At 68.2% G+C, this 24,943-nt stretch carries 25 protein-coding genes; 20 read left to right on the forward strand and 5 right to left on the reverse strand.

Annotated elements, in window-relative coordinates:
• Positions 1–7 precede the first annotated feature (7 nt).
• The 3 genes from rnc to smc all read left to right on the forward strand — a co-directional run bounded on the left by rnc (position 8) and on the right by smc (position 5,220).
• Positions 8–703, forward strand: coding sequence for a ribonuclease III (gene rnc / locus BJ972_RS01230; RefSeq protein ID WP_129176630.1), 696 nt, complete (start codon positions 8–10; stop codon positions 701–703).
• A complete protein-coding gene (gene mutM / locus BJ972_RS01235; protein WP_129176632.1) occupies positions 696–1,631 on the forward strand; it encodes a bifunctional DNA-formamidopyrimidine glycosylase/DNA-(apurinic or apyrimidinic site) lyase in 936 nt (311 codons plus the stop codon). The genes rnc and mutM overlap by 8 nt, the downstream gene beginning before the upstream one ends.
• Positions 1,632–1,701: 70 nt before the next feature.
• Entirely contained in the window at positions 1,702–5,220 is a 3,519-nt protein-coding gene (smc, locus tag BJ972_RS01240; RefSeq protein ID WP_129176634.1) for a chromosome segregation protein SMC, read from the forward strand.
• Positions 5,221–5,235: 15 nt separating this feature from the next.
• Here smc and BJ972_RS01245 read toward each other — a convergent pair whose 3' ends face one another.
• Entirely contained in the window at positions 5,236–6,588 is a 1,353-nt protein-coding gene (locus BJ972_RS01245) for an FAD-binding oxidoreductase (RefSeq protein ID WP_164989978.1), read from the reverse strand.
• A gap of 79 nt (positions 6,589–6,667) precedes the next feature.
• Here BJ972_RS01245 and ftsY point away from each other — a divergent pair, with 79 nt between their 5' ends.
• From ftsY to ffh, 3 genes are read left to right on the forward strand one after another with little or no spacing between them, the layout of a single operon-like run.
• Entirely contained in the window at positions 6,668–7,543 is an 876-nt protein-coding gene (gene ftsY / locus BJ972_RS01250) for a signal recognition particle-docking protein FtsY (RefSeq protein WP_129176638.1), read from the forward strand.
• Between the two features lie 7 nt (positions 7,544–7,550).
• Positions 7,551–8,033 carry a DUF2004 domain-containing protein gene (locus BJ972_RS01255; RefSeq protein ID WP_129176640.1) on the forward strand — a complete coding sequence of 161 codons (483 nt, stop codon included), beginning with the start codon at positions 7,551–7,553 and terminating at the stop codon, positions 8,031–8,033.
• Between the two features lie 59 nt (positions 8,034–8,092).
• Complete coding sequence (gene ffh, locus BJ972_RS01260) at positions 8,093–9,655, forward strand: signal recognition particle protein (RefSeq protein WP_129176642.1); 1,563 nt, start codon at positions 8,093–8,095, stop codon at positions 9,653–9,655.
• 29 nt (positions 9,656–9,684) lie between these two features.
• Here the strand turns inward: ffh and BJ972_RS01265 are convergent, their stop codons facing one another.
• Positions 9,685–10,440: a spermidine synthase gene (locus BJ972_RS01265; RefSeq protein WP_129176644.1), complete on the reverse strand. Its 756-nt coding sequence runs from the start codon at positions 10,438–10,440 to the stop codon at positions 9,685–9,687.
• 93 nt (positions 10,441–10,533) lie between these two features.
• Between BJ972_RS01265 and BJ972_RS01270 the strand changes: the two genes are divergently transcribed.
• Positions 10,534–11,967, forward strand: a complete 1,434-nt coding sequence (locus BJ972_RS01270; protein WP_129176646.1) for a GH1 family beta-glucosidase — start codon at positions 10,534–10,536, stop codon at positions 11,965–11,967.
• 22 nt (positions 11,968–11,989) lie between these two features.
• Here the strand turns inward: BJ972_RS01270 and BJ972_RS01275 are convergent, their stop codons facing one another.
• Positions 11,990–13,198, reverse strand: coding sequence for a glutamate--cysteine ligase (locus tag BJ972_RS01275; RefSeq protein ID WP_129176648.1), 1,209 nt, complete (start codon positions 13,196–13,198; stop codon positions 11,990–11,992).
• 228 nt (positions 13,199–13,426) lie between these two features.
• Here BJ972_RS01275 and rpsP point away from each other — a divergent pair, with 228 nt between their 5' ends.
• The 3 genes from rpsP to rimM are packed head-to-tail and all read left to right on the forward strand — an operon-like array spanning position 13,427 to position 14,709.
• Positions 13,427–13,843 carry a 30S ribosomal protein S16 gene (gene rpsP / locus BJ972_RS01280; protein WP_129176650.1) on the forward strand — a complete coding sequence of 139 codons (417 nt, stop codon included), beginning with the start codon at positions 13,427–13,429 and terminating at the stop codon, positions 13,841–13,843.
• A 3-nt stretch (positions 13,844–13,846) separates the two neighbouring features.
• On the forward strand, positions 13,847–14,083 hold the full coding sequence (locus tag BJ972_RS01285) for an RNA-binding protein (RefSeq protein ID WP_129176652.1): 237 nt from the start codon (positions 13,847–13,849) through the stop codon (positions 14,081–14,083).
• Positions 14,080–14,709, forward strand: coding sequence for a ribosome maturation factor RimM (rimM, locus tag BJ972_RS01290; RefSeq protein WP_129176654.1), 630 nt, complete (start codon positions 14,080–14,082; stop codon positions 14,707–14,709). Before BJ972_RS01285 ends, rimM begins: the two co-directional genes overlap by 4 nt.
• A gap of 14 nt (positions 14,710–14,723) precedes the next feature.
• On the opposite strand, the gene epsC is transcribed toward rimM, so the two are convergent.
• Complete coding sequence (epsC, locus tag BJ972_RS01295) at positions 14,724–15,311, reverse strand: serine O-acetyltransferase EpsC (protein WP_241830886.1); 588 nt, start codon at positions 15,309–15,311, stop codon at positions 14,724–14,726.
• A gap of 4 nt (positions 15,312–15,315) precedes the next feature.
• Positions 15,316–16,251, reverse strand: a complete 936-nt coding sequence (gene cysK, locus BJ972_RS01300; protein ID WP_129176658.1) for a cysteine synthase A — start codon at positions 16,249–16,251, stop codon at positions 15,316–15,318.
• 82 nt (positions 16,252–16,333) lie between these two features.
• Between cysK and prmC the strand changes: the two genes are divergently transcribed.
• The 10 genes from prmC (at position 16,334) to BJ972_RS01350 (ending at position 24,936) form a co-directional block, all read left to right on the forward strand.
• Positions 16,334–17,218 carry a peptide chain release factor N(5)-glutamine methyltransferase gene (gene prmC / locus BJ972_RS01305; RefSeq protein WP_129176660.1) on the forward strand — a complete coding sequence of 295 codons (885 nt, stop codon included), beginning with the start codon at positions 16,334–16,336 and terminating at the stop codon, positions 17,216–17,218.
• 45 nt (positions 17,219–17,263) lie between these two features.
• Complete coding sequence (locus tag BJ972_RS01310) at positions 17,264–18,016, forward strand: L-threonylcarbamoyladenylate synthase (RefSeq protein ID WP_129176662.1); 753 nt, start codon at positions 17,264–17,266, stop codon at positions 18,014–18,016.
• On the forward strand, positions 18,013–19,203 hold the full coding sequence (locus BJ972_RS01315; RefSeq protein ID WP_129176664.1) for an MraY family glycosyltransferase: 1,191 nt from the start codon (positions 18,013–18,015) through the stop codon (positions 19,201–19,203). The genes BJ972_RS01310 and BJ972_RS01315 overlap by 4 nt, the downstream gene beginning before the upstream one ends.
• The gene (locus BJ972_RS01320; RefSeq protein WP_241830887.1) at positions 19,200–19,670 is read left to right on the forward strand and encodes a Cg1360 family ATP-synthase-associated protein; all 471 of its coding nucleotides are present in this window, start codon (positions 19,200–19,202) and stop codon (positions 19,668–19,670) included. The genes BJ972_RS01315 and BJ972_RS01320 overlap by 4 nt, the downstream gene beginning before the upstream one ends.
• Positions 19,671–19,839: 169 nt before the next feature.
• Complete coding sequence (atpB, locus tag BJ972_RS01325; protein ID WP_129176666.1) at positions 19,840–20,637, forward strand: F0F1 ATP synthase subunit A; 798 nt, start codon at positions 19,840–19,842, stop codon at positions 20,635–20,637.
• 52 nt (positions 20,638–20,689) lie between these two features.
• A complete protein-coding gene (gene atpE / locus BJ972_RS01330) occupies positions 20,690–20,923 on the forward strand; it encodes an ATP synthase F0 subunit C (protein WP_129176668.1) in 234 nt (77 codons plus the stop codon).
• A gap of 25 nt (positions 20,924–20,948) precedes the next feature.
• Positions 20,949–21,506 (forward strand): F0F1 ATP synthase subunit B, encoded by a 558-nt coding sequence (locus BJ972_RS01335; RefSeq protein WP_129176670.1) that lies wholly within the window; start codon positions 20,949–20,951, stop codon positions 21,504–21,506.
• A gap of 5 nt (positions 21,507–21,511) precedes the next feature.
• Entirely contained in the window at positions 21,512–22,303 is a 792-nt protein-coding gene (locus BJ972_RS01340; RefSeq protein WP_129176672.1) for a F0F1 ATP synthase subunit delta, read from the forward strand.
• Positions 22,304–22,360: 57 nt separating this feature from the next.
• Complete coding sequence (gene atpA, locus BJ972_RS01345) at positions 22,361–23,998, forward strand: F0F1 ATP synthase subunit alpha (protein ID WP_129176674.1); 1,638 nt, start codon at positions 22,361–22,363, stop codon at positions 23,996–23,998.
• A gap of 41 nt (positions 23,999–24,039) precedes the next feature.
• The gene (locus BJ972_RS01350) at positions 24,040–24,936 is read left to right on the forward strand and encodes a F0F1 ATP synthase subunit gamma (protein WP_129176676.1); all 897 of its coding nucleotides are present in this window, start codon (positions 24,040–24,042) and stop codon (positions 24,934–24,936) included.
• The last annotated feature ends 7 nt before the right edge of the window (positions 24,937–24,943 follow it).

Raw genomic sequence — 24,943 nt, forward strand, 5'->3', positions numbered from 1 at the left:
ACCGGTCGTGACTGACGCGGAGCCCACGCTCGACTCCCTGAAGGAGATCCTCCAGGTCGAGATCGATGCCGATCTGCTCCAACTCGCTCTCACGCACCGGTCTTTCGCGTACGAGAACGGTGGAATACCGACGAATGAGCGTCTCGAGTTCCTCGGCGACGCCATCCTCGGTCAAGCGGTGACGGTCAGTCTCTTCCGGGACAACCCCGATCTCGACGAGGGCGAGCTCGCCAAGCGACGCGCGAGCCTCGTGTCGAGTGCGGCTCTCGCCGAGGTCGGTCGCGCGATCGGGCTCGGCCCGCACGTGCGGCTGGGCCGTGGCGAGACGATGACGGGTGGAGCCGACAAGGGCTCGATCCTCGCCGACACGGTCGAAGCCGTCATCGGCGCGGTCTTCATCGACCGCGGTCCCGATGTGGCCACCGACCTGGTGATGCGACTCATCGGTCCGCTCATGCGCGACCCCTCGCGCTTCGGCGTCTCGATGGACCCGAAGACGAGCCTGCAGGAGCTCGCAGCGCGGCGCGGACTCGGCTCACCCCTCTACGCGGTGACCGAGAGCGGCCCCGACCACAACAAGCACTTCATCGCGACGGTCACGGTCGGCGACCTCGTGCAGGCGTCGGGCGGCGGCTCGAGCAAGAAGGCCGCTGAGATGGCTGCCGCGCTCGAGGCGTGGTCGTCGATCGCTCCGCGTGCCTGAACTCCCCGAGGTCGAGGTCGTCCGTTCCGGGCTCGACCCCGCCGTCACCGGGGCGACCATCGCGGGCGTCGAGGTCTTCGAACCGCGATCCCTCAAGCGTCATGACGCGGCTACCGGCCGTTTCTCCGATCTCCTCGAGGGGTCGACGTCGCTCGCGGCCGTCCGCCGCGGCAAGTTCCTCTGGTTTCCGCTCTCCTCCGGGCGTGCGCTCGTCGCGCACCTCGGCATGAGCGGGCAGATTCTGCTGCGCGCTCCCGGCCATGCCGAAGCGGGTCACCTGCGTCTTCGTCTGCACCTCGACCACCCGACGCACGGTGAGCTCTGGCTCAACTTCGTCGATCAGCGCATCTTCGGCTCGATGGCCGTCGATCGTCTCGTGCCGACGGACGACGGCGAGATCGCCGGATTCTCGGGCTCGGCGACGGGGGAGTGGCAGCGCTCCCTGCCGAGCCAGGTCGCGCACATCAGTCGCGACCCGCTCGACCCCGCGTTCGACGACCGGCGCTTCCGCCGAGCCCTCCGATCGCGTTCGTCGGCGATCAAGCGCGTCATGCTCGACCAGACGGTCGTGAGCGGCATCGGCAACATCTACGCCGACGAGGCGCTCTGGGCCGCGCGCATCCACGCCGAGCAGCCGGCATCCACTCTCTCCGACGCCCGCGCCGCGACCCTCCTCGCCGAGGTGCGCGCCGTGCTCCGTCGCGCTCTCGCCGAGGGCGGGACGAGCTTCGACGCGCAGTACGTCAACGTCAACGGGGCCTCGGGTTACTTCTCACACTCGCTCAACGTCTACGGCAAGCAGGGAGCGGCGTGCCCGCGGTGCGGAACGACGATCGTGCGTGAGGCCTTCATGAACCGCGGCTCGCACTTCTGCCCGCGCTGTCAGCGGGTGCGGGCGGCGACGCGTCGCGGCGCGGATCCCCGCTGATCGGCTCGCCCTCCGGTACCGTGGACGCGAGCGCAGGCCTCGAGTGCCGAGCGCCGTCGAAAGGTGAGCCGTGTATCTGAAGAGCCTGACCCTCAAGGGGTTCAAGTCCTTCGCTCAACCGACCACTTTCGCGTTCGAACCGGGGGTGACGTGCGTCGTCGGCCCGAACGGCTCCGGCAAGTCGAACGTCGTCGACGCCCTCGCCTGGGTCATGGGCGAGCAGGCCGTGAAGACCCTGCGCGGCGGCAAGATGGAGGACGTCATCTTCGCGGGCACCTCGACGCGCGGGCCGCTCGGCCGCGCGGAGGTCGCCCTCACGATCGACAACTCCGACGGTGCGCTTCCGATCGAGTACAGCGAGGTCACCATCTCGCGCACGCTCTTCCGCAACGGTTCGAGCGAGTACGCGATCAACGGCGACGCGTGTCGACTGCTCGACGTCCAGGAGCTCTTGTCCGACTCGGGTCTCGGCCGAGAGATGCACGTCATCGTCGGCCAGGGCCGCCTCGACTCGGTGCTGCACGCGAGCGCGGAGGACCGCCGCGGCTTCATCGAGGAGGCCGCCGGAATCCTGAAGCACCGCCGGCGCAAGGAGAAGACCCTCCGCAAGCTCGATGCGATGCAGACGAACCTCACGCGGTTGAGTGACCTCGCGGGCGAGATCCGGCGTCAGCTGAAGCCGCTCGGGCGTCAGGCCGAGGTCGCTCGCGAAGCGCAGACCATCGCCGCCGTCGTCCGCGACGCGCGCGCCCGCCTGCTCGCCGACGAGGTCGTGGGTCTCCGCCGCGCGCTCGACGAGTACGGGCGCAGCGAGCACGAGCGCCATTCCGAGCGCATCGTCCTCCAGGAGCAGCTCGAACAGAAGCAACTGCGCATCGCGCGGCTCGAGCAGGCGCAGCAGGGCGACGCCGTCGATGACGCGCGCCGCACGAGCTTCGCCCTCGAGTCGGTGCACGAGAAGCTCCGCGGGCTCTTCACCCTCGCGAACCAGAGGCTCGCCCTGCTCGGCGGCGAGGCGCCGTCGACGGATGCCTCTCCGAGCGTCACCCGAGCGATGATCGACGCTGCCCGAGCCGAGCTCGCCGACCTCCGCATCGAGGTCGAGGCGGCGGGTGTACGTCTCGAGGGCGCCCAGGCGGCGACGCGCGGTGCCCGCACCTCCCTCGATTCGGTCGATGCCGAGATCGCGGCGCAGAGTGCGCTCGTCTCGCGTCACGACCTTGAGATCTCGAAGCTCACCGGGCAGGCCGATGCCGCCGCATCCCGGCTCGCTGCCGTCCGGGGCGAGGTGCTGCGGCATGAGAACGCCCTCGAGGCGGCCCGTGAGCGTCGCGAGATCGCGCAGGCGCGCTTCGCCGAGGTCGAACTCGCGGCCGCCGAGAGCGACCTCGGAGACACCGATCTCGACGAGGCGTACGAACTCGCACAGGGCGCGGTCTTCGAGGCCGAGGGCGAGATCGAACGGCTCCGCGACGAACTGCACGCCCACGAACGTGAGCGCGATGCCCTGGCTGCGCGCACGAGTGCGCTCTCGCTCGCCCTCGACGTCGAAGACGGCTCGGCCGAGATCCTCCGAGCCGGTCTCGCCGGGGTGCGCGGCCGCGTCGCCGACGCGGTGCAGGTGCATCCGGGCTTCGAGACGGCCGTGAACGCCGCCCTCGGCTCGCTCGCGGACGCCGTCCTCGTCGATACGGCCGATCACGCGGTCGCCGCGATAAGGTTCGCGGTCGCCTCCGACCTCGGGCGCGTCGACGTCGTCATCGCCGAGTCCTCGGGCGGGCGGCCGAATGCGTGGCCGGATGTCGCGGGCGTCGTCTCCGCTCGATCCGTGGTGTCGGCTCCGGCCGGTGTGCTCGGCGTCCTCGACTTCGTCGGCATCGCCGACGACCTCGCCGCAGCGCGAACAGCGGCGCCCCAACTCGCCCAGGCCGCCCTCGGCGGGCCGATCACGCTCGTCACGCGCGCGGGCGACGTGCTCACGGAGTACGTGCTGAGCGGCGGGTCGGGTGACGCCCGCGGCCGCATCGAACTCATCGCCGAACGCGACACCGCGGCCGAGCGGCTCGACGAGGTCTTCCACGCGATCGAGCGCGCCCGCTTCGCGCTTGCCGAGCAACGCGCCCTCGTGCAGAACGCGAAGGAGCAGTCGACGAGGGCCCTCGCGTCGCTCCGCGAGTTCGACGCGCAACTCGCGGCGCGCACCGAGCAGCTGAACCGCGCGCGCGTGCAGACCGAAGCAGCCGCCGCCGAACTCGAACGCCTCGAGACGACCGAACGCAACGCGCGCGAGCGCGTCGCCGAGGCCGAGGCGGTCGCGGCGTCGGCGAAGTCCGATCTCGAGACCGCCCGCTCCCGGCCGCGCCCCATGCTCGACGTGTCGGCCCGAGACGCCCTGCTGGTCGAACTCGAGGGTGCGCGAGAGCGCGAGGTCGAGGCGCGTCTGCACCTCGAGACCGCGCGCGAGCGCGTTCGCGCCGAAGAGCTGCGCATCACCGGCATGGACCGTCAGCTCGAACTCGATCGACGCGCAGCCGAGGAGGCCGCGCGCCGTGCCGTCATCCGTCGCCGTCAGCTCGACGCCGCGACGCGCGTCGCCGACGCACTGCCCGCGGTGCTCACGTCGATCGATGCGGCCGTCGTCGAAGCGAAGCTCGTGCTCGCGAAGGCGGAGCAGGCGCGATCGGAGCAGAACGAGGAACTCGTCGCCCTGCGACGCGAGGAGTCGGCCCTCCGCGAGCGGTTGCAGGCCGTCACCGAGAACGTGCACGGGCTCGAACTGCAGATCTACGAGAAGAAGCTCCACCTCTCGGGCCTGCTCGAGCGAGCCGGCAGCGAACTCGGTCTCGTGGAGGACGTCCTCGTCGCCGAATACGGGCCCGAGGAACCGATCCCCGCCGAGGCCGAGGGCGGAGAGCCGACCGCGTTCGTGCGAGCCGAGCAGGAGCGCCGACTCGCGGCTGCCGACCGCAAGCTCTCGCAGCTCGGTCGGGTCAACCCGCTCGCCCTCGAAGAGTTCGCGGCGCTCGAGCAGCGGCACACGTTCCTCACCGAGCAGCTCACCGACCTCACGAACACCCGGAAGGACCTCCTGACGATCATCGAGGAGATCGATGGACGCATGGAGTCGATCTTCCGGGCCGCGTTCGAGGACACCCGCATCGCCTTCGGCGAGGTGTTCCCCGTGCTCTTCCCGGGCGGCACCGGATCGATCTCGTTGACCGACCCCGACAACATGCTGACGACGGGCATCGAGGTCTCGGTCAGGCCCGCGGGGAAGAAGATCGAGCGACTGTCGCTGCTGTCGGGCGGAGAACGATCGCTCGCCGCCGTCGCCTTGCTCATCGCGATCTTCAAGGCGCGGCCGAGCCCGTTCTACATCATGGACGAGGTCGAGGCGGCGCTCGACGACGCCAACCTCGGGCGCCTGCTCACGATCCTCGAAGATCTGCGCGAGTCGAGCCAGCTCATCGTCATCACCCACCAGAAGCGCACGATGGAGATCGCCGACGCCCTCTACGGCGTCTCGATGCGTCAGGACGGCGTGTCGGCGGTCGTCGGTCAGCGCGTTCGCGAGGAACGCGCGAGCTGATCGGCCGGCTCGGTCTCAGCGCACCGGGTGATTGCTGCGGAAGATCTCGCCGGGATCGAGTCGGCGTCTGATCTGCTGGAGGCGATCGATCGTCGCGACGTCGTACGCGGTCGAGAGCGGTTCGCCGCCGTTCAGGAACGTCGGGATCGTGCGGTCTCCGCGGCGCGACGCAGCGAACGCGTCGAGGGGCGCGAAGACGGCGGGAGCCTCGGCGGCGATCGCCGGATCGAAGGCGATGATTCCCGCTCCGATGATGCCCTCGGCCGCGAGTGCACCGATCGCGCCGCGGTCCGGGTCGGCCGTCGCGACGGCTCCGCCGAGCGCGCGCGTGCCCACGCGTGTGAGTACGGGACCCGCGTCGCGGAAGGCCGCGACGAGCGGCTCGGCCGTCGAGCGGTCGAGCGAGGCGAGCGTCGTCGACCAATCGATCGTCGGCATCGGGTCGGTCGGCTCGCCGGCGATCGCGGGCAGAGAGCCGATCGAGAACGTGGCTGTGGAGTCGGAGACCACGGGCCCGACGGTGTGGAGGCGTCGCACGACCTCCTCCGCACGTGACGTCTGACCGTGGGCGAGGACGTCGATCGAGGCGATCGTCTGGCCGCGCAGCGGCTCGGGCACGACGGGGGAGTCGGGGAAGTTCATGAGACCGACGTCGATCGCGAGCGAGAGGTCGCTCGCGGCGAGCTCGAATGCGGCTGCAACGACGGCCTCGGCCGCCACTACCGGGTAGACGAGCTTGCCGCCGAAGAGCTCTCCCGCGGGGAACAGATCGAACTCGATCGCCGTGATGACGCCGAAGAACCCGCCACCGCCTCGCACGGCCCACAGGAGGTCGGCGTCGCTCGCGTCGTCGGCGCGGAGGAACCGGCCCTCGGCGTCGACGTACTCGACCGCCGTGACGGCGTGGGCCGCGAGACCGAACGACCGCGCGAACATCGAGTGACCGCCGTTGATCGTGTAGCCGACGACGTTGACCTCGGGGTTCGAACCCGCGAGCGCGATGAGCCCCGTGCCGTCGAGAGCGCGGAGTACAGGCCCCCAGTTCACGCCCGCGCCGACGCGGGCCCGCCGCCGCGCGCCGTCGATGGTGAGCTCGCCGAAGGCCGACGTCCGCACGAGGATCGTGCCGACGAGATCGTCGCCGGAGCCGTGGCCGTTCGGCTGCACGGCGACTCCGAGCCCGAGGGCTGCGGCGGTGACGACGACCTCGCGGATGTCGTCGATGTCGAGAGGGGTCACGATCGCATCGGGGCGCTGATCGACGGAGAGGTTCCACGCTCGGCGTGCCTCGTCGTACGACGGGTCGGCCGGCAGGACGACGGGTCCGGAGACCCGTGACGCCAGGGAAGAGAGGGATGTCGTGGTCACGCAAGACACGGTAGACCCGGCCACCGACGTCGCGAGAGACCCCGGCGTCGGCGCTCGGCCGGGCCGATACGCTTGACCCATGGCAGAACGCGCTTCTTGGTCCCTCGGTGCGGCCCTCCGCGGCGTCTTCGGTGCGAAGACGATCGACGACGACACCTGGGACGACCTCGAGACGGCGCTCATCACGGCCGACTTCGGGCCCGATCTCACCGAGCAGATCGTCGCCGAGATCCGCGCGAACGTCGAGAAGTACCGCACGACGGATCCGAAGGACGTGCAGCGCATGCTGCGCGAGACCCTCGAGGAACGTCTCTCGCGGCTCGATTCGACCCTCACTCTCAGCGAGCGGCCCGCCGTCGTGCTCGTCGTCGGCGTCAACGGCGTCGGCAAGACGACGACGATCGGCAAGTTCGCCCGCTTCCTCCGCACCTATGACCGCAGCGTCGTCGTCGGCGCCGCCGACACGTTCCGTGCGGCGGCCGTCGATCAGCTCGCGACGTGGGCCGAGCGCGCCGGCGCCGAGATCGTGCGCCCCGAGCGCGAGGGCCAGGACCCGGCATCCGTCGCCTTCCAGACCGTCGACAAGGCGAAGCGCGACGGCACCGAGATCGTCATCATCGACACCGCCGGTCGTCTCCAGACCAAGGGCGGTCTCATGGACGAGCTGGGCAAGATCCGACGTGTCGTCGAGAAGCTTGCGCCGGTTTCCGAGGTGCTGCTCGTGCTCGACGCGACGACGGGGCAGAACGGTCTCGCGCAGGCCGAGGCGTTCATCCAGCACGCCGGCGTCACCGGACTCGTCATCACGAAGCTCGACGGCTCCGCCAAGGGCGGCTTCGTCCTGTCGGTCCAGGAGAAGACCGGCATCCCCATCAAACTCATCGGGCAGGGTGAGGGTATCGGCGACCTCACCGGTTTCACGCCGCACGTCTTTGCACAGAAACTCGTCGGGTAGGAGCACCATGGCCATCGAACACGACTACTTCGGCGTCATCGGCGACTACTGGTCGGAGCGGGTGGATGCCGGCGACCAGGAGGTCGAGGTGGTGCTCGACGCCGACCCCGACACGGTCAACGACGAGTCGCTCGACGTCGCCGCGGCGATGATCGGCGACCTTGAACGTCTCGACGGCGATGCTCGCGAGGCCTTCGTCTCCGAACTCGCCTCCGTCTCCTCGCCGACGTCGCTCTACCTCACGCACCTCGCGCAGGACGTCGCGGCCGAGAGCATCGACGAGGTGCTCTCGCGTGAATCCGGTGACCGCCAGATCGACATCCTGCGTTCGCTCGAACTACTGCGGGTCGATTTCCGGCCCGCGAACGACGGCGACGAAGAGTCGTTCGCGGTGTTCGAGTACGCCCTCGTCGCCGACGAGACCGACGCCCGACTCGAAGCGACGCTCGACGTGCACGGCGATGTCGTGAACGTCGACGCGCACGTCTGAGCGCATCCGAACCGGCTGACCGCGTCCGTTCGGCCGACGCCATTTAGAATGGACCCATCATGGCTACTTTCGGAACGCTCTCGGATCGTCTCGCCGACACCTTCAGGAATCTCCGCACGAAGGGCAAGCTCTCGGCGGCCGACGTCGACGGCACGGTGCGCGAGATCCGCCGCGCCCTGCTCGAGGCCGACGTCTCGCTCGACGTCGTCAAGGCGTTCACCGCGAAGGTGCGCGACCGCGCCCTCGGCAACGAGGTCAGCAAGGCGCTGAACCCCGCCCAGCAGGTCGTCCAGATCGTCAACGAAGAACTCGTCGGAATCCTCGGTGGGCAGCATCGACGCCTGCAGTTCGCGAAGAAGCCGCCGACGGTCATCATGCTCGCGGGCCTCCAGGGCGCCGGTAAGACGACCCTCGCGGGCAAGCTCGCGAAGTGGCTCGTCAAGGACGGCCACACGCCGATGCTCGTCGCGGCCGATCTCCAGCGCCCGAACGCCGTGAACCAGCTCCAGGTCGTCGGCTCGCAGGCCGGCGTCCACGTCTTCGCCCCCGAACCCGGCAACGGCGTCGGCGACCCCGTGCGGGTCGCGAAGGACGCCGTGAAGTACGCCGAGCGCCAGCAGTACGACACGGTCATCGTCGACACCGCCGGTCGACTCGGTGTCGACGCCGAGCTCATGAAGCAGGCGGCGAACATCCGCAAGGCCGTCGATCCCGACGAGGTGCTCTTCGTCATCGACGCCATGATCGGTCAGGACGCGGTCGCGACCGCCAAGGCCTTCCAGGACGGCGTCGACTTCACCGGCGTCGTGCTCTCGAAGCTCGACGGCGACGCGCGCGGTGGTGCTGCGCTCTCCGTGGCATCCGTCACCGGACGCCCCATCATCTTCGCGTCGACGGGCGAATCGCTCGACGACTTCGAGCCGTTCCACCCCGACCGCATGGCGAGCCGCATCCTCGACCTCGGTGACATGCTCACCCTCATCGAGCAGGCGCAGGAGGCGTTCGACGAAGACGAGGCGCGCAAGGTCGCCGAGAAGATCGCGAGCGACCAGTTCACGCTCGACGACTTCCTGGGCCAGATGCAGCAGCTGCGCGGCGCGGGCTCGCTCAAGAAGATGATCGGAATGCTCCCGGGCGCCGGTCAGATGAAGCAGCAGCTCGATCAATTCGACGAGAAGGAGATCGTCCGCACCGAGGCGATCATCCAGTCGATGACCCCTGCCGAACGGAAGAACCACAAGCTCCTGAACGGCTCACGCCGGCTCCGCATCGCACGCGGTTCGGGCATGACCGTCACCGACGTGAATCAGCTCATCGCGCGCTTCGAGCAGGCCGCGAAGATGATGCGCACGGTCGCTCGCGGCGGCGTTCCGCAGATTCCCGGCATGGGTCCGATTCCGGGCGCAGGCTTCGGCGGCGGCCGCGGCAAGCAGCAGCCGAAGAAGAAGGGCTCGCGGTCGGGCAACCCCGCGAAGCGCGCTGCGGAGAACGCGGCGATCGCCTCGGGCGCGAAGCCCGCGGCCAACGCCGGCGGTTCCGGCTTCGGCCTCGGCGGCGACGCCGCGCCGACCGGGCCGAGCGAGGACGAGCTCGCGAGCCTGCAGAAGTTCCTCGGCCGCTGACCGAGGCGCGCTGACGTCGGCCCGAGTCGCTAGTCGCGCGGGTCGGGCGCGACGAGGCTGCCGCGCGCCGTGAGCGCTACGGCGAGGGCGTCGACATCGGGCTCGTGGTCGGTGGCCGCGAACACGATGTTGCCGATGCGCGTGCCCGACAGGAGGTCGGCGTCGGCGATCGCGATGACGTGTCCGTGCACCTCGCGGAGCGCGTCCTCGACGTCGCGGGCGAGGTCGGGACCGCTCGCCGTGAACGCGTTGACGACGACGATGCCGCCCGGCGCGAGAGCCGCGCGCAGGGCCGTATGGAACTGCGACGCCGCGACGGCATCGGGCGCGTCGCTGCCCGTGTAGACGTCGACGACGACGAGATCGAAGCGCGCCGCGTCGTCGGCGAGCGTCTCGACGTACGCCACGGCGTCGGCGACGACGAACTCCACTCCCGACGGGTCGTTCAGGGGGATCGCGTCGAGCACGAAGTCGAGGAGGTCGCCGTGCAGTTCGACGACGCGCTGACTGCTGCCCGGTCGGGTGTGAGTGACGAATCGCGGGAGCGTGAGCGCCCCGGCGCCGAGGTGGAGCGCGTTCACCGACGTGTCGGGTGCGAAGAGAGCGTCGACGATCGCGGCGATCGTGCGGACGTACGGGAGCTGCAGGTCCTCCGGATCGTCCGGGTTCACGTGCGACTGGGTCGTCTCGTCGACGAGCAGCGAGTATCCGCCCTCGGTGCCGAAACCCGGGAGGAGGACGGCTCGGAACTGGTCGGTCTCGAGCGTGGCCGGCGTGAGGTGCATGTGACGACGCTAGCCGACGACGGGCCCGACGGTAGGCTCGAACGTGGCTCGCGCGGACCCGCCGGGCCCCGCGACAGCGAAGGATTCTCTCTGATGACGACCGGCAACCCCGACTACCGCGACACCGGGTTGGAGTTCGCGCCCGACTTCCTCTTCGGCTCGGCGACCGCGTCGTACCAGATCGAGGGTGCCGCGAACGAGGACGGTCGAGGACCGTCGATCTGGGACACCTTCAGCCACACCCCGGGCAAGGTCTGGAACGGCGACACGGGCGACGTCGCCGACGACCACTACCACCGGCTCGAGGAAGACCTCGACCTGATGAAGCGTCTCGGCCTCGAGGCGTACCGCTTCTCGATCGCGTGGCCGCGCATCCAGCCGACCGGTACGGGCGCCGCGAACGAAGCGGGTCTCGCGTTCTACGAGCGCCTCGTCGACGGACTCATCGCCCGCGACATCCGCCCCATCGCGACGCTCTACCACTGGGACCTTCCCCAGGCGCTCGAAGACGAGGGCGGCTGGACGAACCGCGCCACCGCGTACGCCTTCGCCGACTACGCCCGCATCGTGGGCGAGCGCCTCGGCGACCGCGTCTCCGTGTGGACGACGCTCAACGAGCCGTGGTGCTCGGCGTACCTCGGCTACGGCTCGGGAGCCCACGCGCCCGGCCTCCTCGACGGTGCGAAGGCGCTCACCGCGGTGCACCACCTGAACCTCGCCCACGGCCTCGCGATCGCGGCCCTCCGTGACGTCGTCACGAACGACCCTGGCTACTCGATCACGCTCAACCTCCACGTCATCCGTCCCTCGGGCCCGACGGGAGCCGAGGCTGCTCGCCGCATCGACGGGCTCGCCAACCGTGTCTTCCTCGGCCCGCTCCTGACGGGCGAGTACCCGGCCGACGTCATCGAGGACACGAAGGACGTCACCGACTGGTCGTTCGTCCTGCCCGGCGACACCGAGATCATCAACCAGCCGATCTCGCTGCTCGGCGTGAACTACTACTCGACGGTCACCGTGCAGATGTGGGACGGCGCGTCGCCGAAGGTCAACGCCGACGGCCACAAGGACATGGGCGGCACGGCATGGCCCGGCTCCGAGATGGTCGAGTTCCTCGAGCAGCCCGGCCCGTACACCGAGATGGGCTGGAACATCGACCCCTCGGGCCTCGAGGACCTGCTCGTCTCGCTGCACGAGGAGTTCCCCGACGTGCCCCTCATGGTCACGGAGAACGGCGCGGCCTTCGCGGATGTCGTCGTCGACGAACCCGAGGGCCCGGCGGTTCACGACGTCGACCGCATCGACTACCTGCGTCGTCACTTCACGGCGGCGCACCGCGCCATCGAGCGCGGCGTCGACCTGCGCGGCTACCAGGTGTGGTCGCTCATGGACAACTTCGAGTGGGGCTACGGCTACTCGAAGCGCTTCGGCATCGTGCGCGTCGACTACGACACGCTCGAGCGCCTGCCGAAGGACTCGGCCCTCTGGTATTCGGAGCTCATCCGCACGCGCCGGCTCCCGGCCTGACGCGAGACTCGGTGACGGCCGATCAGCCCGCGGGCTGGTCGGCCGTCTCGCGTGTCGAGTGGGAGCCGTCGCGGAGCTCGCGCGCCAGGTGCATGACGACCGCGCGGAGGTCGCCGTCGTTCTCGGCGGCGACGCGCAGCTGCCGCTGGTAGCTGCCGCCGTGATCGAGGATGTCGCGGAGCGACTGCAGCTCGGCCGAGCAGCCGAGTCGGTCGGCGTAGGGCGCGAGGATCGTCAGGAGTTCGCGCGTGTGGTCGACGACGAGACGTTCGTCACCGGCGAGGTCGAGGATGATCTCGGCGTCGAGGCCGTAGCGCGCCGCACGCCACTTGTTCTCGCGCACGAACCACGGCTGCATCGCGGGCAGCGTCTCTCCGTCGTCGAGACGGCTCGAGAGCCATTCGACGAGGCACTGGATGAATGCGGCGATGCCGGCCACCTCGCGCGCCGTCGAGACGCCGTCGCAGGCCCGGATCTCGATCGTGCCCCACTTCGGCGAGGGACGGATGTCCCAGCGCACCTCGGAGTGGTCGTCGATGACCCCGGTGCGAGCGAGGTCGTCGACGAATCGCTCGAACGAGTGCCAGTCGGCGAGGGCGTAGGGGAGTCCCGCCGTGGGCAGCTGCTGGAACATGAGAGCGCGGTTCGACGCGTACCCCGTCTCGACGCCGGCCCAGTACGGACTCGAGGCGGAGAGGGCCTGCAGGTGCGGCAGGTAGCCGAGGAGGGCGCCGAGGATGGGGACGACCTTGTCACGGTCCTCGATGCCGACGTGCACGTGGATGCCCCAGATCATCATGTTGCGCCCCCACCACTGGGTGCGCTCGATGAGCTTGTGGTAGCGCTCCTTGTCGGTGAGCTTCTGGTCGTACCACTGGCTGAAGGGGTGGGAGCCGCTGCAGATGAGTTCGTAGCCGAGCTCGTCGGTCACGGCCCGTACCTCGTCGAGCTGCCCCTCGAGATCGGCGATGGCGTCCGCGACGGTCGTGTGGACGCCGCTCACGAGTTCGACCGTGTTGAGAAGCAGTTCTTCCGTGATGTGCGGATGGTGCGATCCGTCGGGGGAGCGGAGGGCGTCGAGCACCCGATCGGCGACCGAGGCGAGCTCGCCCGTCGTGGGGTCGACGATCGCGATCTCCCACTCGATTCCGACGGTGGAACGCGGCGACACAGCGAAGGGGATCGATGGTGCGCGTGCGCCCGGATCGGCTTCGGGCGGTTCTACGGACATGGCGTCATCTTCGCACGGCGGAGCCCGATAACCGTCGTGCGCCGTGACGAACCGACATCGGCGCCGTCCGATTATCCAAGTGCCGCGAAATCTGCAAGAATGGCCAGTCGAGTTCCGTTCTGCCCGACCCTCTAATCCGGCAGTACGGACGTATTGAGCTTCCGCCGAGTGTGCACCCCACGCTCACGGCTGTCAGTTCGCCCATTTCACAACACACACAGGAGAATTGTGGCTGTCAAGATCCGTCTGAAGCGCCTGGGTAAGATCCGGGCCCCGTACTACCGCATCGTCATCGCCGACTCGCGCACCAAGCGCGACGGTCGCGTGATCGAGGAGATCGGCAAGTACCACCCGACCGAGGAGCCCTCGTTCATCGAGGTCGACTCCGAGCGCGCGCAGTACTGGCTGAGCGTCGGCGCACAGCCGACCGAGCAGGTCGCCGCGATCCTCAAGCTCACGGGCGACTGGGGCAAGTTCAAGGGCGACAAGGATGCCGTGAGCACCGTTCGCACCAAGGAGGCCAAGGTCGAGTTCCAGGCTGACGAGAAGAAGAAGCCGGTCCTCAAGCCCAAGGCCGAGAAGCCCGCAGTGAAGGCTGAAGAGCCCGCTGAGGCCGCTGAAGAAACCCCCGCGGACGAGGCGTAGACCTTGCTCGCACCTGCGCTCGAACATCTCGTCAAGGGGATCGTCGATCACCCGGACGACGTCCGTGTCGCCGTGTCGCAGTCGGCACGCGGCGAGGTCCTCGAGGTTCATGTGAACCCTGAGGACCTCGGCCGCGTGATCGGCCGCGCTGGTCGCACGGCCAAGGCCCTGCGCACCCTCGTCGCCGCTCTCGCCGATGGCCGTCGGGTGCGTGTCGACGTGGTCGACACCGACGCGTGAGCGCTCCGAACCCGCCCGGTGCGCAGCTGCGCGTCGGGCGCTTGACGAAGGCGCACGGCCTCAAGGGCGCCATCAAGCTCGAGCTGTTCACCGACGATCCCGCCCGGCGCTTCGTGCCGGGCGCGACGTTCTCGCTCCAGGTCCCCGACGAGTCGCCGTGGTTCGGCAAGACTCTCGAACTGCGTGAGCTCAAGTGGTACAACCAGCACCCGGTCGGCTTCTTCGTCGGAGTGGATGACCGTTCAGAGGCCGAGGCGCTCGCGAAGGCGATCCTCTGGGTCGAGCACGACGCCGAGGCCGATGCCGAGGACGACGCCTGGTACGACCACCAGCTCGTCGGACTCGACGTCATCCGTGACGGCCAGAAGGTCGGAACGGTCGCGCGCCTCGAGCACTTCCCCGCTCAGGACCTGCTGATCGTCACGACACCCTCGGGCGACGTCATGGTGCCGTTCGTCAAGGCCATCGTGCCGGGCGTCGACATCGAAGCCCGCACCGTGACCGTCACGCCCCCGACGGGCCTCTTCGAAGAGCTGCCCGCCGAGGATGAGGCCGATGGGGCTCCCGCGTCCGACGCAACCCCGGCCGAAGCCGAAACCGCGTCGGAGTCCGACTCCGACGCGTGAGCCGAACCGGGGCCTCAGATGCTCCAGTTGCTCCAGTCGTGCACGCCGCGTGCAGCCGCAGCCGTCTCACGGCTCAGCGGCTGCTCGCGGGCGGGCACGCCCACCGCGAGCGAGTCCGCCGCGATGTCCTTCGTGACGACGGCGTTCGCCCCGACGGCGCTCCGCGCACCGATCGTGATGTCGCCGAGTATCTTCGCTCCTGCGCCGACCGTGACGCCGTCGCCGAGCGTGGGATGACGTTTGGCGCCCTTCGCGGCGCCTCGCCGTGCCTTTCCGCCGAGCGTCACACCGTGGTACAGCATGACGTCGTCGCCGATGATGACAGTCTCGCCGATGACGACGCCCATTCCGTGATCGATGAAGAACCGTCGACCGATGCGCGCACCGGGGTGGATCTCGACGCCGGTCGCGAAGCGAGCGAGCTGCGAGATGACCCGCGCGACGAAGTGCGCCCGCCGTCTCCAGAGGGCGTTCGTGAGTCGGTAGACCCACACCGCGTGGAGACCGGAATAGACGAGGAACACCTCGACCCCGCTGCGAGCAGCGGGGTCGTGGCGCCTAGCGGTCGCGATGTCCTCGCGCAGGCTTCGGAAGAAAGTCACAGAGTCAGTCAAGCAGTCCTTCGTACAAGACCGTCGACAGGTAGCGCTCTCCGTAGCTCGCGACGATGACGACGATCGTCTTCCCGGCGTTCTCGGGCCGCTTCGCGACCTCGATCGCCGCGTGCACCGTCGCGCCCGAGCTGATGCCGCCGAGGATGCCCTCGTCGACGCCGAGGCGGCGTGCGGTGGCGACGGCCTGATCGATGTTGACGTCGATGATCTCGTCGTAGACCTCGCGGTCGAGGATGTCGGGCACGAAGTTCGCCCCGATGCCCTGGATCTTGTGGGGGCCGGGTGCGCCGCCGTTGAGGATCGGCGACTCAGCCGGCTCGACGCCGATGATCTGGACGCCGGGCTTCCGCGACTTGAGCACCTGGCCGACTCCGGTGAGGGTTCCGCCCGTGCCGATGCCCGAGATGAAGATGTCGACCTCGCCGTCGGTGTCGTTCCAGATCTCTTCAGCCGTCGTGCGGCGGTGGGTCTCGGGGTTGGCCTCGTTCTCGAACTGACGCGCGAGCACGGCACCGGGCGTCTCGGCGACGATCTGCTCGGCGCGCGAGACGGCACCCTTCATGCCCTCCGAGCCGGGGGTGAGGACGAGCTCGGCGCCGTAGGCGCGGAGGAGGCCGCGGCGTTCCTTGCTCATCGTCTCGGGCATCGCGAGGATGACACGGTATCCGCGGGCCGCGCCGACCATCGCGAGCGCGATGCCGGTGTTGCCGCTCGTGCCCTCGACGATCGTTCCGCCGGGTGCGAGGGCGCCCGCGGCCTCTGCGGCGTCGACGATCGCGACACCGAGGCGGTCCTTCACGCTCGCGGACGGGTTGTAGAACTCGAGCTTGGCGAGCACGCGGGCGCCGGCGCCCTCGGTGACCCGGTTCAACTGCACGAGAGGAGTGCGACCGACGACGTCGGTGATGCTGGAGTAGATGGCTGCCATGGGAGTCCCTTCGAGGTCTGCTGAAGCGCCTCAAGCCTAGGCCCGCAGGCTGGCAGGACGGATATGCATTACATTCCGTGATGTGACTCCCGAGCCCCGCGACGCATCCGACACCGACCTCCGTGGCGCGCGCGCGACCGTCATCCGTCGTCTGACCGACGCGGGGGTGCCGGATGCCGAGGTGGACGCCGATCTGCTCCTCGGCCATGTGCTGGGGCTCAGCCGTGGCGGCCTGCATGCACGACTCGTCGTCGGGGGATCGCTCTCGGACGACGACCTGTCGGCGCTCGCGCCGCTCGTCGAGAGGCGCGTGAACCGGGAGCCGCTCCAGCACATCACCGGACGGGCGCCGTTCCGCGCTCTCGACCTGCACGTGGGGCCGGGCGTGTTCATCCCGCGTCCCGAGACCGAGCAGGTCGTCCAGATCGCGATCGACGCGCTGCACGCCGTCGCCGATCCCGCTCCCGTCGCCGTCGATCTGGGATCGGGGAGCGGTGCCATCGCGCTCGCCCTCGCGACGGAAGTGCCGCACGCGCGTGTCTTCGCGGTCGAGAAGTCACCCGACGCCCTTCCGTGGACGAGACGCAACATCGCCGAGTTCGGCGGGGAGTCGCTCACGCTCGTCGAGGGCGACCTCGCCGATGCGCTCGGCGACCTCGACGGTTCGGTCGCGGTCGTCATCTCGAATCCGCCGTACGTCCCGCGCACGATGATGCCCGTCGATCCCGAGGTGCACCTCTTCGATCCCGAGATGGCGCTCTACGGGGGAGAGGACGGGCTCGACGTCATCCGAATCCTCTCGGGACGAGCCCGTCGGCTCCTGCGATCCGGCGGCCTGCTCGTGATCGAGCACGCCGAGCACCAGTCGGGTGAGATCGCCGCGATCCTCGCCGCCGACAGCTGGCGAGGCGTGTCGCATCATCGCGACTTCACGATGCGGGATCGAGCGACGACCGCCGTCCGCTGAGCGCGCAGCATGCTTTCGGGCCGGGCGTCCTAGAATCGTCCGGACATGACTCGCATCTACGATTGCTCCGTCGACGCTGAGCTCCTGACCGGAATGCGGCTCGCGCGAGCCGCGATCGGGCGCCGGGAGCTCGTCGTGCTCCCCACCGACACCGTGTACGGGATCGCCGCCGACGCCTTCAGCCCCGCCGCCGTCCAGCGTCTCCTCGACGCGAAGGGGCGTGACCGCACCGCTCCTCCTCCCGTGCTCGTGCCCGGAGTCCCGACGCTCGACGCCCTCGCGGCGTACGTGCCGCCCGCCGTGCGCGACCTCGTCGAGAAGTTCTGGCCCGGCGGGCTGACGATCATCCTGCACGCCCAGCCGTCCCTCGACTGGGACCTCGGCGAGACGCGCGGCACGGTCGCGCTGCGCATGCCCGATCACCCGATCGCGCTCGAGCTCCTCTCGGAGACCGGCCCCCTCGCCGTCTCGTCGGCGAACCTCTCCGGCATGCCGTCGGCGCTCGACGCGCACTCGGCCCACGAGATGCTCGGCGAGTCCGTCGCCGTCTACCTCGAGGCCGGTCGCGCCGGCGACGCGTACGAGGCGATCGGCGAACGCCCGGGGGATCTGTCGTCCACGATCGTCGACGCGACGGCCCTCGAGGACGGCGGCACACTCCGCATCCTGCGTGCGGGAGTCATCTCGCGGGAGGCGATCCGTGAGGTCGTGGGCGACCTCCTCGACGACGACGGGGCCGCTCCCCGCGCGGCCGACGACGCTTCGCCGCCCGATTCCGACGGGGATGCCGCTCCGTGACGCTCTTCGTGCTCATCGCGCTCCTCACGGCGGTCGTGACCTTCGGGCTCTCGATCGTCGTCTGGAAGCTCAGCCTCAAGTACCGCCTGTATCCGAAGATCCGCGAGCGGGACGTGCACACGCGCCCGACGCCCCGACTCGGCGGTGTCGCGATGTTCGGCGGCGTCCTCGCGGCATTCGGCGCCGCGTGGATCGCCTCGAGCCAGTTCCCGAACCTCGCGATCATCTTCTCGAACCCGACGCAGATCCTCGCGATCCTCGGCGCGGCCCTGCTCATCGTCCTCCTCGGCGTCGCCGACGACATCTGGGACCTCGACTGGCTGACCAAGCTCGCCGGACAGTTCATCGCGGCGGGTCTGATCGCGTGGCAGGGTGTCCAGATCTTCTTCCTCCCGATCGGCGGCATCACCGTCGGGTCGTCGTGGATGTCGGCCCTCATCACGGTCTTCGCGATCGTGCTCGTGATGAACGCCATCAACTTCATCGACGGCCTCGACGGTCTCGTCGCCGGCGTGGCGCTCATCTCGAACGGAGTCTTCTACCTCTACACCTACCTCCTGGTGCAGAAGACGTCGCCGTCGAACTACTTCAACCTCGCGTCGCTCATCACCGTCATCCTCGTCGGTGCCTGCATCGGCTTCCTGCCGCTCAACTGGCACCCCGCGAAGCTCTTCATGGGCGATGCCGGCGCCCTCCTCGTCGGACTGCTCATGGCGACGAGCGCGATCGCGGTCACCGGCCAGACCAACCCCGGATCCTTGAAGCTCGGCGAGATCTTCCCGGCGATCATGCCGATCATCCTGCCCTTCGCCGTGCTGCTGATACCCCTGCTCGACTTCAGCCTCGCCGTCATACGACGGCTCAGGGCCGGGAAGTCGCCCTTCTCGGCCGATCGGGGCCACCTCCACCACCGACTGCTCGACATGGGGCACTCGCACCTGCACGCCGTGCTCATCTTCTACGGATGGACCGCGGTCGCGTCGATCAGCTGCCTCCTGACCTTCGTGCTCCCGGCGTACTTCGAGCTCTCGGCCGCCTGGGCGCTCCTCTTCCTCGCCGTCGGATTCGTCGTGTGCGCGATCATCACGCTCGCTCCGTTGACGCGACGGAAGGCCATGGCGATCGCCGCGGAGGAGATCGGCGGGGGAGAGCTCGATCAGACGTCCCGGGTAGAATCAGCCGGGTGAGCGACGCAGTAACCCCCGACAACACACCCACCTCGAACCCCATCATGAAGAAGGCGCTCCTCTGGAGCGCACTCGTCGCGGTGGCCATCGCCGTCATCGGCGCGACGGTGGGCGGTCTGGTCGCCGGAGTCCCCGGCATCGCCGGAGCGTTGCTCGGTGCGGCTCTCGCCCTGGTCTTCATGGGCATCACGGCGGCGAGCATCCTGCTGGGCAATCGTTTCGCGCAGGGAGAGCAGTTCGTCGGCATCTTCTTCGGCATCGTGCTCGGGGGCTGGCTCCTGAAGCTCGTCCTCTTCATCGCCGTCGTGGCGATCCTGCGCGGGCAGGAGTGGTTCGACTCCGTCGTGCTGTTCATCTGCCTCGTGGCCGGTGTGCTCGGCTCGCTCACGGTCGACGTCATCGTCGCCGCCCGTTCGCGTATGCCCTACGTGAGCGACGCGAAGCTGCCGACGGCGTCCTCCGAATGACCTCGAACGCTCAAAGCGAATCGTTCCACGAGCGATGTCTGCTAGAGTGTTCTACGGCCCGTAGCGGAGTTCTCAACAGCTCTCCGGGGTTCACCTCCATGTTCACGACGCGAGAGCGACGCCTTGCTCCACGCCCGAATCTGAGGACAGTGCACTGTTAGCGCAATCCCTGAACCTGCTCGTTCCGATCGCTAACGGTGACGATGGTTTCCACGCCCCCACGATCGACGAGTTCTTCCCGCCGACGATTCTCTTTGAGGGAACGCCGTTCGAGATCAACCGCATCATCCTCGTTCGGCTCATCGCCGTAGCGGTGCTGCTGCTGGTGTTCTGGCTCGGCACGCGAAAGCTTCGCGTCATCCCCAACCGACGTCAGAGCATCATCGAGTTCGGTCTTGACTTCGTGCGTGTCAACATCGCCGAAGACCTGCTCGGCAAGAAGGACGGGAAGCGATTCCTGCCCGTCATCACGACGATCTTCTTCCTGGTTCTCTTCTTGAACCTCACGGGAATCATCCCGTTCCTGAACATCGCCGGTACGTCGACAGCGGGTATGCCACTCGTCCTGGCCGTCGTCGCGTACGTGCTCTTCATCTACGCGGGTCTCCGCAAGAAGTCGTGGCGCTTCTTCTCCGACTCGCTCTTCCCTGCAGGTGTGCCCAAGGGCCTCTACGTCATCATGACGCCGATCGAGCTCCTCTCGATCTTCATCCTGCGGCCGGTGACGCTCATGCTGCGTCTCCTCATGAACATGGTCGTCGGGCACCTCCTGCTCGTCATCCTGTTCGCGGCCACCCAGTTCTTCTTCTTCCAGGCCGAGGGTGCTTTCAAGCTCATCGGCGCGGGAACCCTGGCCTTCGGGTTGGCATTCACGCTGTTCGAGTTGCTCGTCGCCGTACTTCAGGCGTACATCTTCACCCTCCTCACCACGGTCTACATTCAGCTTTCGCTGGCCGAGGAACACTAAGCGATCTCGGCCGCCGGCTGGATCATATCTACACGGAAGGAAACACCACTCCATGGACGCAACCACGGTCCTCGCAGAAATCAACGGCAACATCGCAACGGTGGGCTACGGCCTCGCCGCGATCGGCCCCGGTATCGGTATCGGTATCCTCGTCGGCAAGACCGTCGAGTCGATCGCTCGTCAGCCCGAGCTCGCCGGCCGCCTCCAGGTCGTGATGTACATCGGTATCGCCTTCACCGAGGCGCTCGCGTTCATCGGTATCGCGACGTACTTCATCTTCGCCTGATCACCAGCACGATAAGGAAGGCACCATGCTCCTAGTAGCCGCCACCGAGGGATCGGGAGAGCAGCCCAACCTGCTCATCCCGCCCGTATATGACATCGTCTGGTCCGGCGTCGTCTTCGTGATCGTGGCCTTCTTCTTCTGGAAGCTCGTGCTTCCGAGGGTGCAGCGCATGCTCGACCAGCGTGCCGAGGCAATCGAGGGCAACATCGCCAAGGCCGACGAGGCACAGCGCCAGGCCGAAGCCGCTCTCGAGCAGTACACGGCTCAGCTCGCCGACGCCCGCGTCGAAGCCGGTCGCATCCGTGAGTCCGCGCGTGACGAGGGCAAGTCCATCGTCGCCGAGGCACGCGACGCAGCATCGAGCGAGGCCGCCCGCCTCACGGCGACGGCTCACGCTCAGATCGAGGCGGAGCGCCAGGCGGCACTCGTCTCGTTGCGTTCCGAAGTCGGCACGTTGGCCATCGACCTCGCGTCGGGCGTCATCGGCGAGAGCCTGACCGATGACCGTCGCTCCGCGGCGATCGTCGACCGCTTCCTCGCTGACCTCGAGGCGAGCGAAGCCGCCCAGGCCGGGAAGAAGTAGCACCGATGGGATCAGCGTCCAGAGAGGCTCTCGCCGAGAGCCGTCGAGCGGCACGTTCGCAGAACGGTGACCTCGCGACGGGTGTCTCGCTGTTCGAGGCCAGCCGCATCATCGGCTCCTCGCACCAGCTCCAGGCAGCTCTCGGTGACCCGGGAGCGGAGACGTCGGCCAAGAAGGCCCTCGTCGCATCCGTCTTCGGTTCACGTGTGACGCCCCAGGCGCTCACTCTCCTCGAGTCCGTCGCTGCGGGTCGCTGGTCGACTCCGTCCGACATCCTCGAGGGAATCGAAGAGCTCGGCCTTCGCGTCATCGCCGCGTCGGCACCGAACGACGTCTCGCTCGAGAACGAACTGTTCGCCTTCGGCCGCGCCGTCGCGACCAACTCCGAACTCGAGCTCGCACTGAGCTCGAAGCTCGGATCGGGACCGGCCAAGGTCGCTCTCGTCGAGCGGCTGCTCCAGGGTAGCGCTTCGCCTGAGACGGTCGCGATCCTCACGCACCTCGTGCAGCAGCCCCTGGGCCGTCGTGCGGGCGAACTCGTCCGCCACGCGGCGCACGTCGTCGCCGACGAAGCCGGTTTCGCCGTCGCCACGGTGACCTCGGCCGTTCCTCTTCAGCAGGCTCAGATCGATCGTCTCCAGGCCGGTCTCGCCGCGCGCAGCGGACGCCCCGTCCGCGTGAACCAGATCGTCGATGCGAACGTCCTCGGAGGCCTGCGTGTGCAGATCGCCGACGACGTGATCGACGGCAGCATCGCGAAGCGCCTCGGCGATCTTCGACTTCAACTCGCCGGCTAACACCGGACTCGCAACGACAACGGCCTCGCTCGGGCGCCGTACAGAAAAAGGAAGATCATGGCAGAACTCACCATCAGCCCCGATGAGATCCGCAACGCGCTCAAGGATTTCGCGTCGGCGTACCAGCCGGGTGCGGCCGCGACGACCGAGGTCGGCCACGTGACGGACGCTGCGGACGGTATCGCGCACGTCGAGGGTCTTCCCTCGGTCATGGCGAACGAGCTCATCCGCTTCGCGGACGGCACGCTCGGCCTCGCCCTCAACCTCGACGAAGACCAGATCGGTGTCGTCGTCCTCGGTGAGTTCACCGGCATCGAAGCGGGCATGGAGGTGACCCGCACCGGAGAGGTCCTCTCCGTGCCGGTCGGTGACAACTACCTCGGCCGCGTCGTCGACCCGCTCGGCAACCCGATCGACGGACTCGGCGAGATCGTCTCCGAAGGACGCCGCGCGCTCGAGCTCCAGGCTCCCGGCGTCATGCAGCGCAAGTCGGTGCACGAGCCGCTCCAGACCGGCATCAAGGCGATCGACGCCATGATCCCCGTCGGCCGTGGCCAGCGTCAGCTCATCATCGGCGACCGCCAGACCGGTAAGACGGCCATCGCGATCGACACGATCATCAACCAGAAGGCCAACTGGGAGTCGGGTGACGTCAACAAGCAGGTCCGCTGCATCTACGTCGCCATCGGCCAGAAGGGCTCGACCATCGCTTCGGTGAAGGGCGCCCTCGAAGACGCAGGAGCGATGGAGTACACGACGATCGTCGCGGCTCCCGCCTCCGACCCCGCCGGCTTCAAGTACCTCGCCCCCTACACCGGCTCGGCCATCGGCCAGCACTGGATGTACGGCGGCAAGCACGTCCTCATCATCTTCGATGACCTGTCGAAGCAGGCCGAGGCCTACCGCGCCGTCTCGCTGCTCCTGCGTCGTCCGCCGGGACGTGAGGCATACCCCGGTGACGTGTTCTACCTGCACTCGCGTCTGCTGGAGCGTTGTGCGAAGCTCTCCGACGAGCTCGGCGCCGGCTCGATGACGGGTCTGCCGATCATCGAGACCAAGGCCAACGACGTCTCGGCGTACATCCCGACGAACGTGATCTCGATCACCGACGGCCAGATCTTCCTCCAGTCCGACCTCTTCAACTCGAACCAGCGCCCGGCCGTCGACGTCGGTATCTCGGTCTCGCGTGTCGGTGGAGACGCTCAGGTCAAGTCGATCAAGAAGGTCTCGGGAACGCTGAAGCTCGAGCTCGCTCAGTACCGTTCGCTCGAGGCGTTCGCGATGTTCGCATCCGACCTCGACGCGACGAGCCGTCGCCAGCTGGCGCGCGGTGCTCGTCTGACCGAGCTGCTCAAGCAGCCGCAGTACTCGCCGTACCCCGTCGAGGAGCAGGTCGTCTCGATCTGGGCCGGTACGAACGGCAAGCTCGACGAGGTCCCCGTCGAAGACATCCTGCGCTTCGAGCGCGAGCTGCTCGACTACCTCGCCCGCAACACGACGGTGCTCACCACGCTGCGCGACACGAACGTCCTCGACGACGCGACCGTTGCGGATCTTGCTGGTGCTGTCGATCGCTTCAAGCTCGAGTTCCAGACGGGCGAGGGCAAGCCGCTCGCCTCCGTCGGTTCCGAGAAGTTCGAAGCGATCGCCGAAGAAGACGTCAACCAGGAGAAGATCGTCAAGGGTCGTCGCTAACAAGCGACGAAGACGACCGGACCTAGGAATACAGGAGAGACATGGGAGCGCAACTTCGGGTCTACCGGCAGAAGATCAGGTCTGCCCAGACGACCAAGAAGATCACTCGCGCCATGGAGCTGATCTCGGCATCACGCATCCAGAAGGCACAGGCGCGCGTCGCAGCGTCGACGCCGTACTCGCGAGCGATCACGCGCGCCGTCTCGGCGGTCGCGACCTACTCGAACGTCGATCACGTGCTGACGACCGAGCCGGAGAAGATCGAGCGCGCCGCGATCCTGATCTTCTCGTCGGACCGCGGTCTGGCCGGTGCGTTCAACTCGCAGGTGCTGCGAGAGGCCGAACAGCTCTCTGAGCTGCTCCGCGAACAGGGCAAAGAGGTCGTCTACTTCCTCGTCGGACGGAAGGCGGTCGGCTACTTCGCGTTCCGTCGCCGTGCGTCCGAGCGTCAGTGGATCGGTGGAACCGACAATCCGACGTTCGAGACGGCGAAGGAAATCGGCGACGCCGTCCTCGAGACGTTCCTCCGTGACGCCGACGAGGGTGGTGTCGACGAGATCCACGTCGTGTACAACCGCTTCGTGTCGATGATCACGCAGGTTCCCGAAGTCGTGCGTCTGCTGCCTCTCGAGGTCGTCGAGGGCGTCGAAGAGCCGGGCGAGAAGGATGTGCTCCCGCTCTACGAGTTCGAGCCGGATCCCGAGAGCGTGCTCGACGGGCTCCTTCCCGTCTACATCGAGAGCCGTATCTTCAACGCCATGCTCCAGTCGTCTGCCGCGAAGCACGCAGCGACGCAGAAGGCCATGAAGTCGGCCACCGACAACGCCGACAAGCTGATCAAGGACTACACGCGACTCGCCAACGAGGCCCGCCAGTCCGAGATCACGCAGCAGATCGCAGAAATCGTGGGCGGCGCTGACGCGCTCTCCTCCAAGTAACTTTCAG

Origin of the sequence: Agromyces atrinae (assembly GCF_013407835.1) — a bacterium.
In the GTDB taxonomy this organism is placed as follows: domain Bacteria; phylum Actinomycetota; class Actinomycetes; order Actinomycetales; family Microbacteriaceae; genus Agromyces; species Agromyces atrinae.

What these genes read in the sequence shown, in the direction of transcription:
- ftsY (WP_129176638.1), top strand. Translation starts at nt 6,668, where the DNA reads ATGGCAGAACGCGCTTCTTGGTCCCTCGGTGCGGCCCTCCGCGGCGTC.
- BJ972_RS01255 (WP_129176640.1), top strand. Translation starts at nt 7,551, where the DNA reads ATGGCCATCGAACACGACTACTTCGGCGTCATCGGCGACTACTGGTCG.
- ffh (WP_129176642.1), top strand. Translation starts at nt 8,093, where the DNA reads ATGGCTACTTTCGGAACGCTCTCGGATCGTCTCGCCGACACCTTCAGG.
- BJ972_RS01265 (WP_129176644.1), bottom strand. Translation starts at nt 10,440, where the DNA reads ATGCACCTCACGCCGGCCACGCTCGAGACCGACCAGTTCCGAGCCGTC.
- BJ972_RS01270 (WP_129176646.1), top strand. Translation starts at nt 10,534, where the DNA reads ATGACGACCGGCAACCCCGACTACCGCGACACCGGGTTGGAGTTCGCG.
- BJ972_RS01275 (WP_129176648.1), bottom strand. Translation starts at nt 13,198, where the DNA reads ATGTCCGTAGAACCGCCCGAAGCCGATCCGGGCGCACGCGCACCATCG.
- cysK (WP_129176658.1), bottom strand. Translation starts at nt 16,251, where the DNA reads ATGGCAGCCATCTACTCCAGCATCACCGACGTCGTCGGTCGCACTCCT.
- BJ972_RS01310 (WP_129176662.1), top strand. Translation starts at nt 17,264, where the DNA reads ATGACTCGCATCTACGATTGCTCCGTCGACGCTGAGCTCCTGACCGGA.
- atpE (WP_129176668.1), top strand. Translation starts at nt 20,690, where the DNA reads ATGGACGCAACCACGGTCCTCGCAGAAATCAACGGCAACATCGCAACG.
- BJ972_RS01335 (WP_129176670.1), top strand. Translation starts at nt 20,949, where the DNA reads ATGCTCCTAGTAGCCGCCACCGAGGGATCGGGAGAGCAGCCCAACCTG.
- BJ972_RS01340 (WP_129176672.1), top strand. Translation starts at nt 21,512, where the DNA reads ATGGGATCAGCGTCCAGAGAGGCTCTCGCCGAGAGCCGTCGAGCGGCA.
- atpA (WP_129176674.1), top strand. Translation starts at nt 22,361, where the DNA reads ATGGCAGAACTCACCATCAGCCCCGATGAGATCCGCAACGCGCTCAAG.
- BJ972_RS01350 (WP_129176676.1), top strand. Translation starts at nt 24,040, where the DNA reads ATGGGAGCGCAACTTCGGGTCTACCGGCAGAAGATCAGGTCTGCCCAG.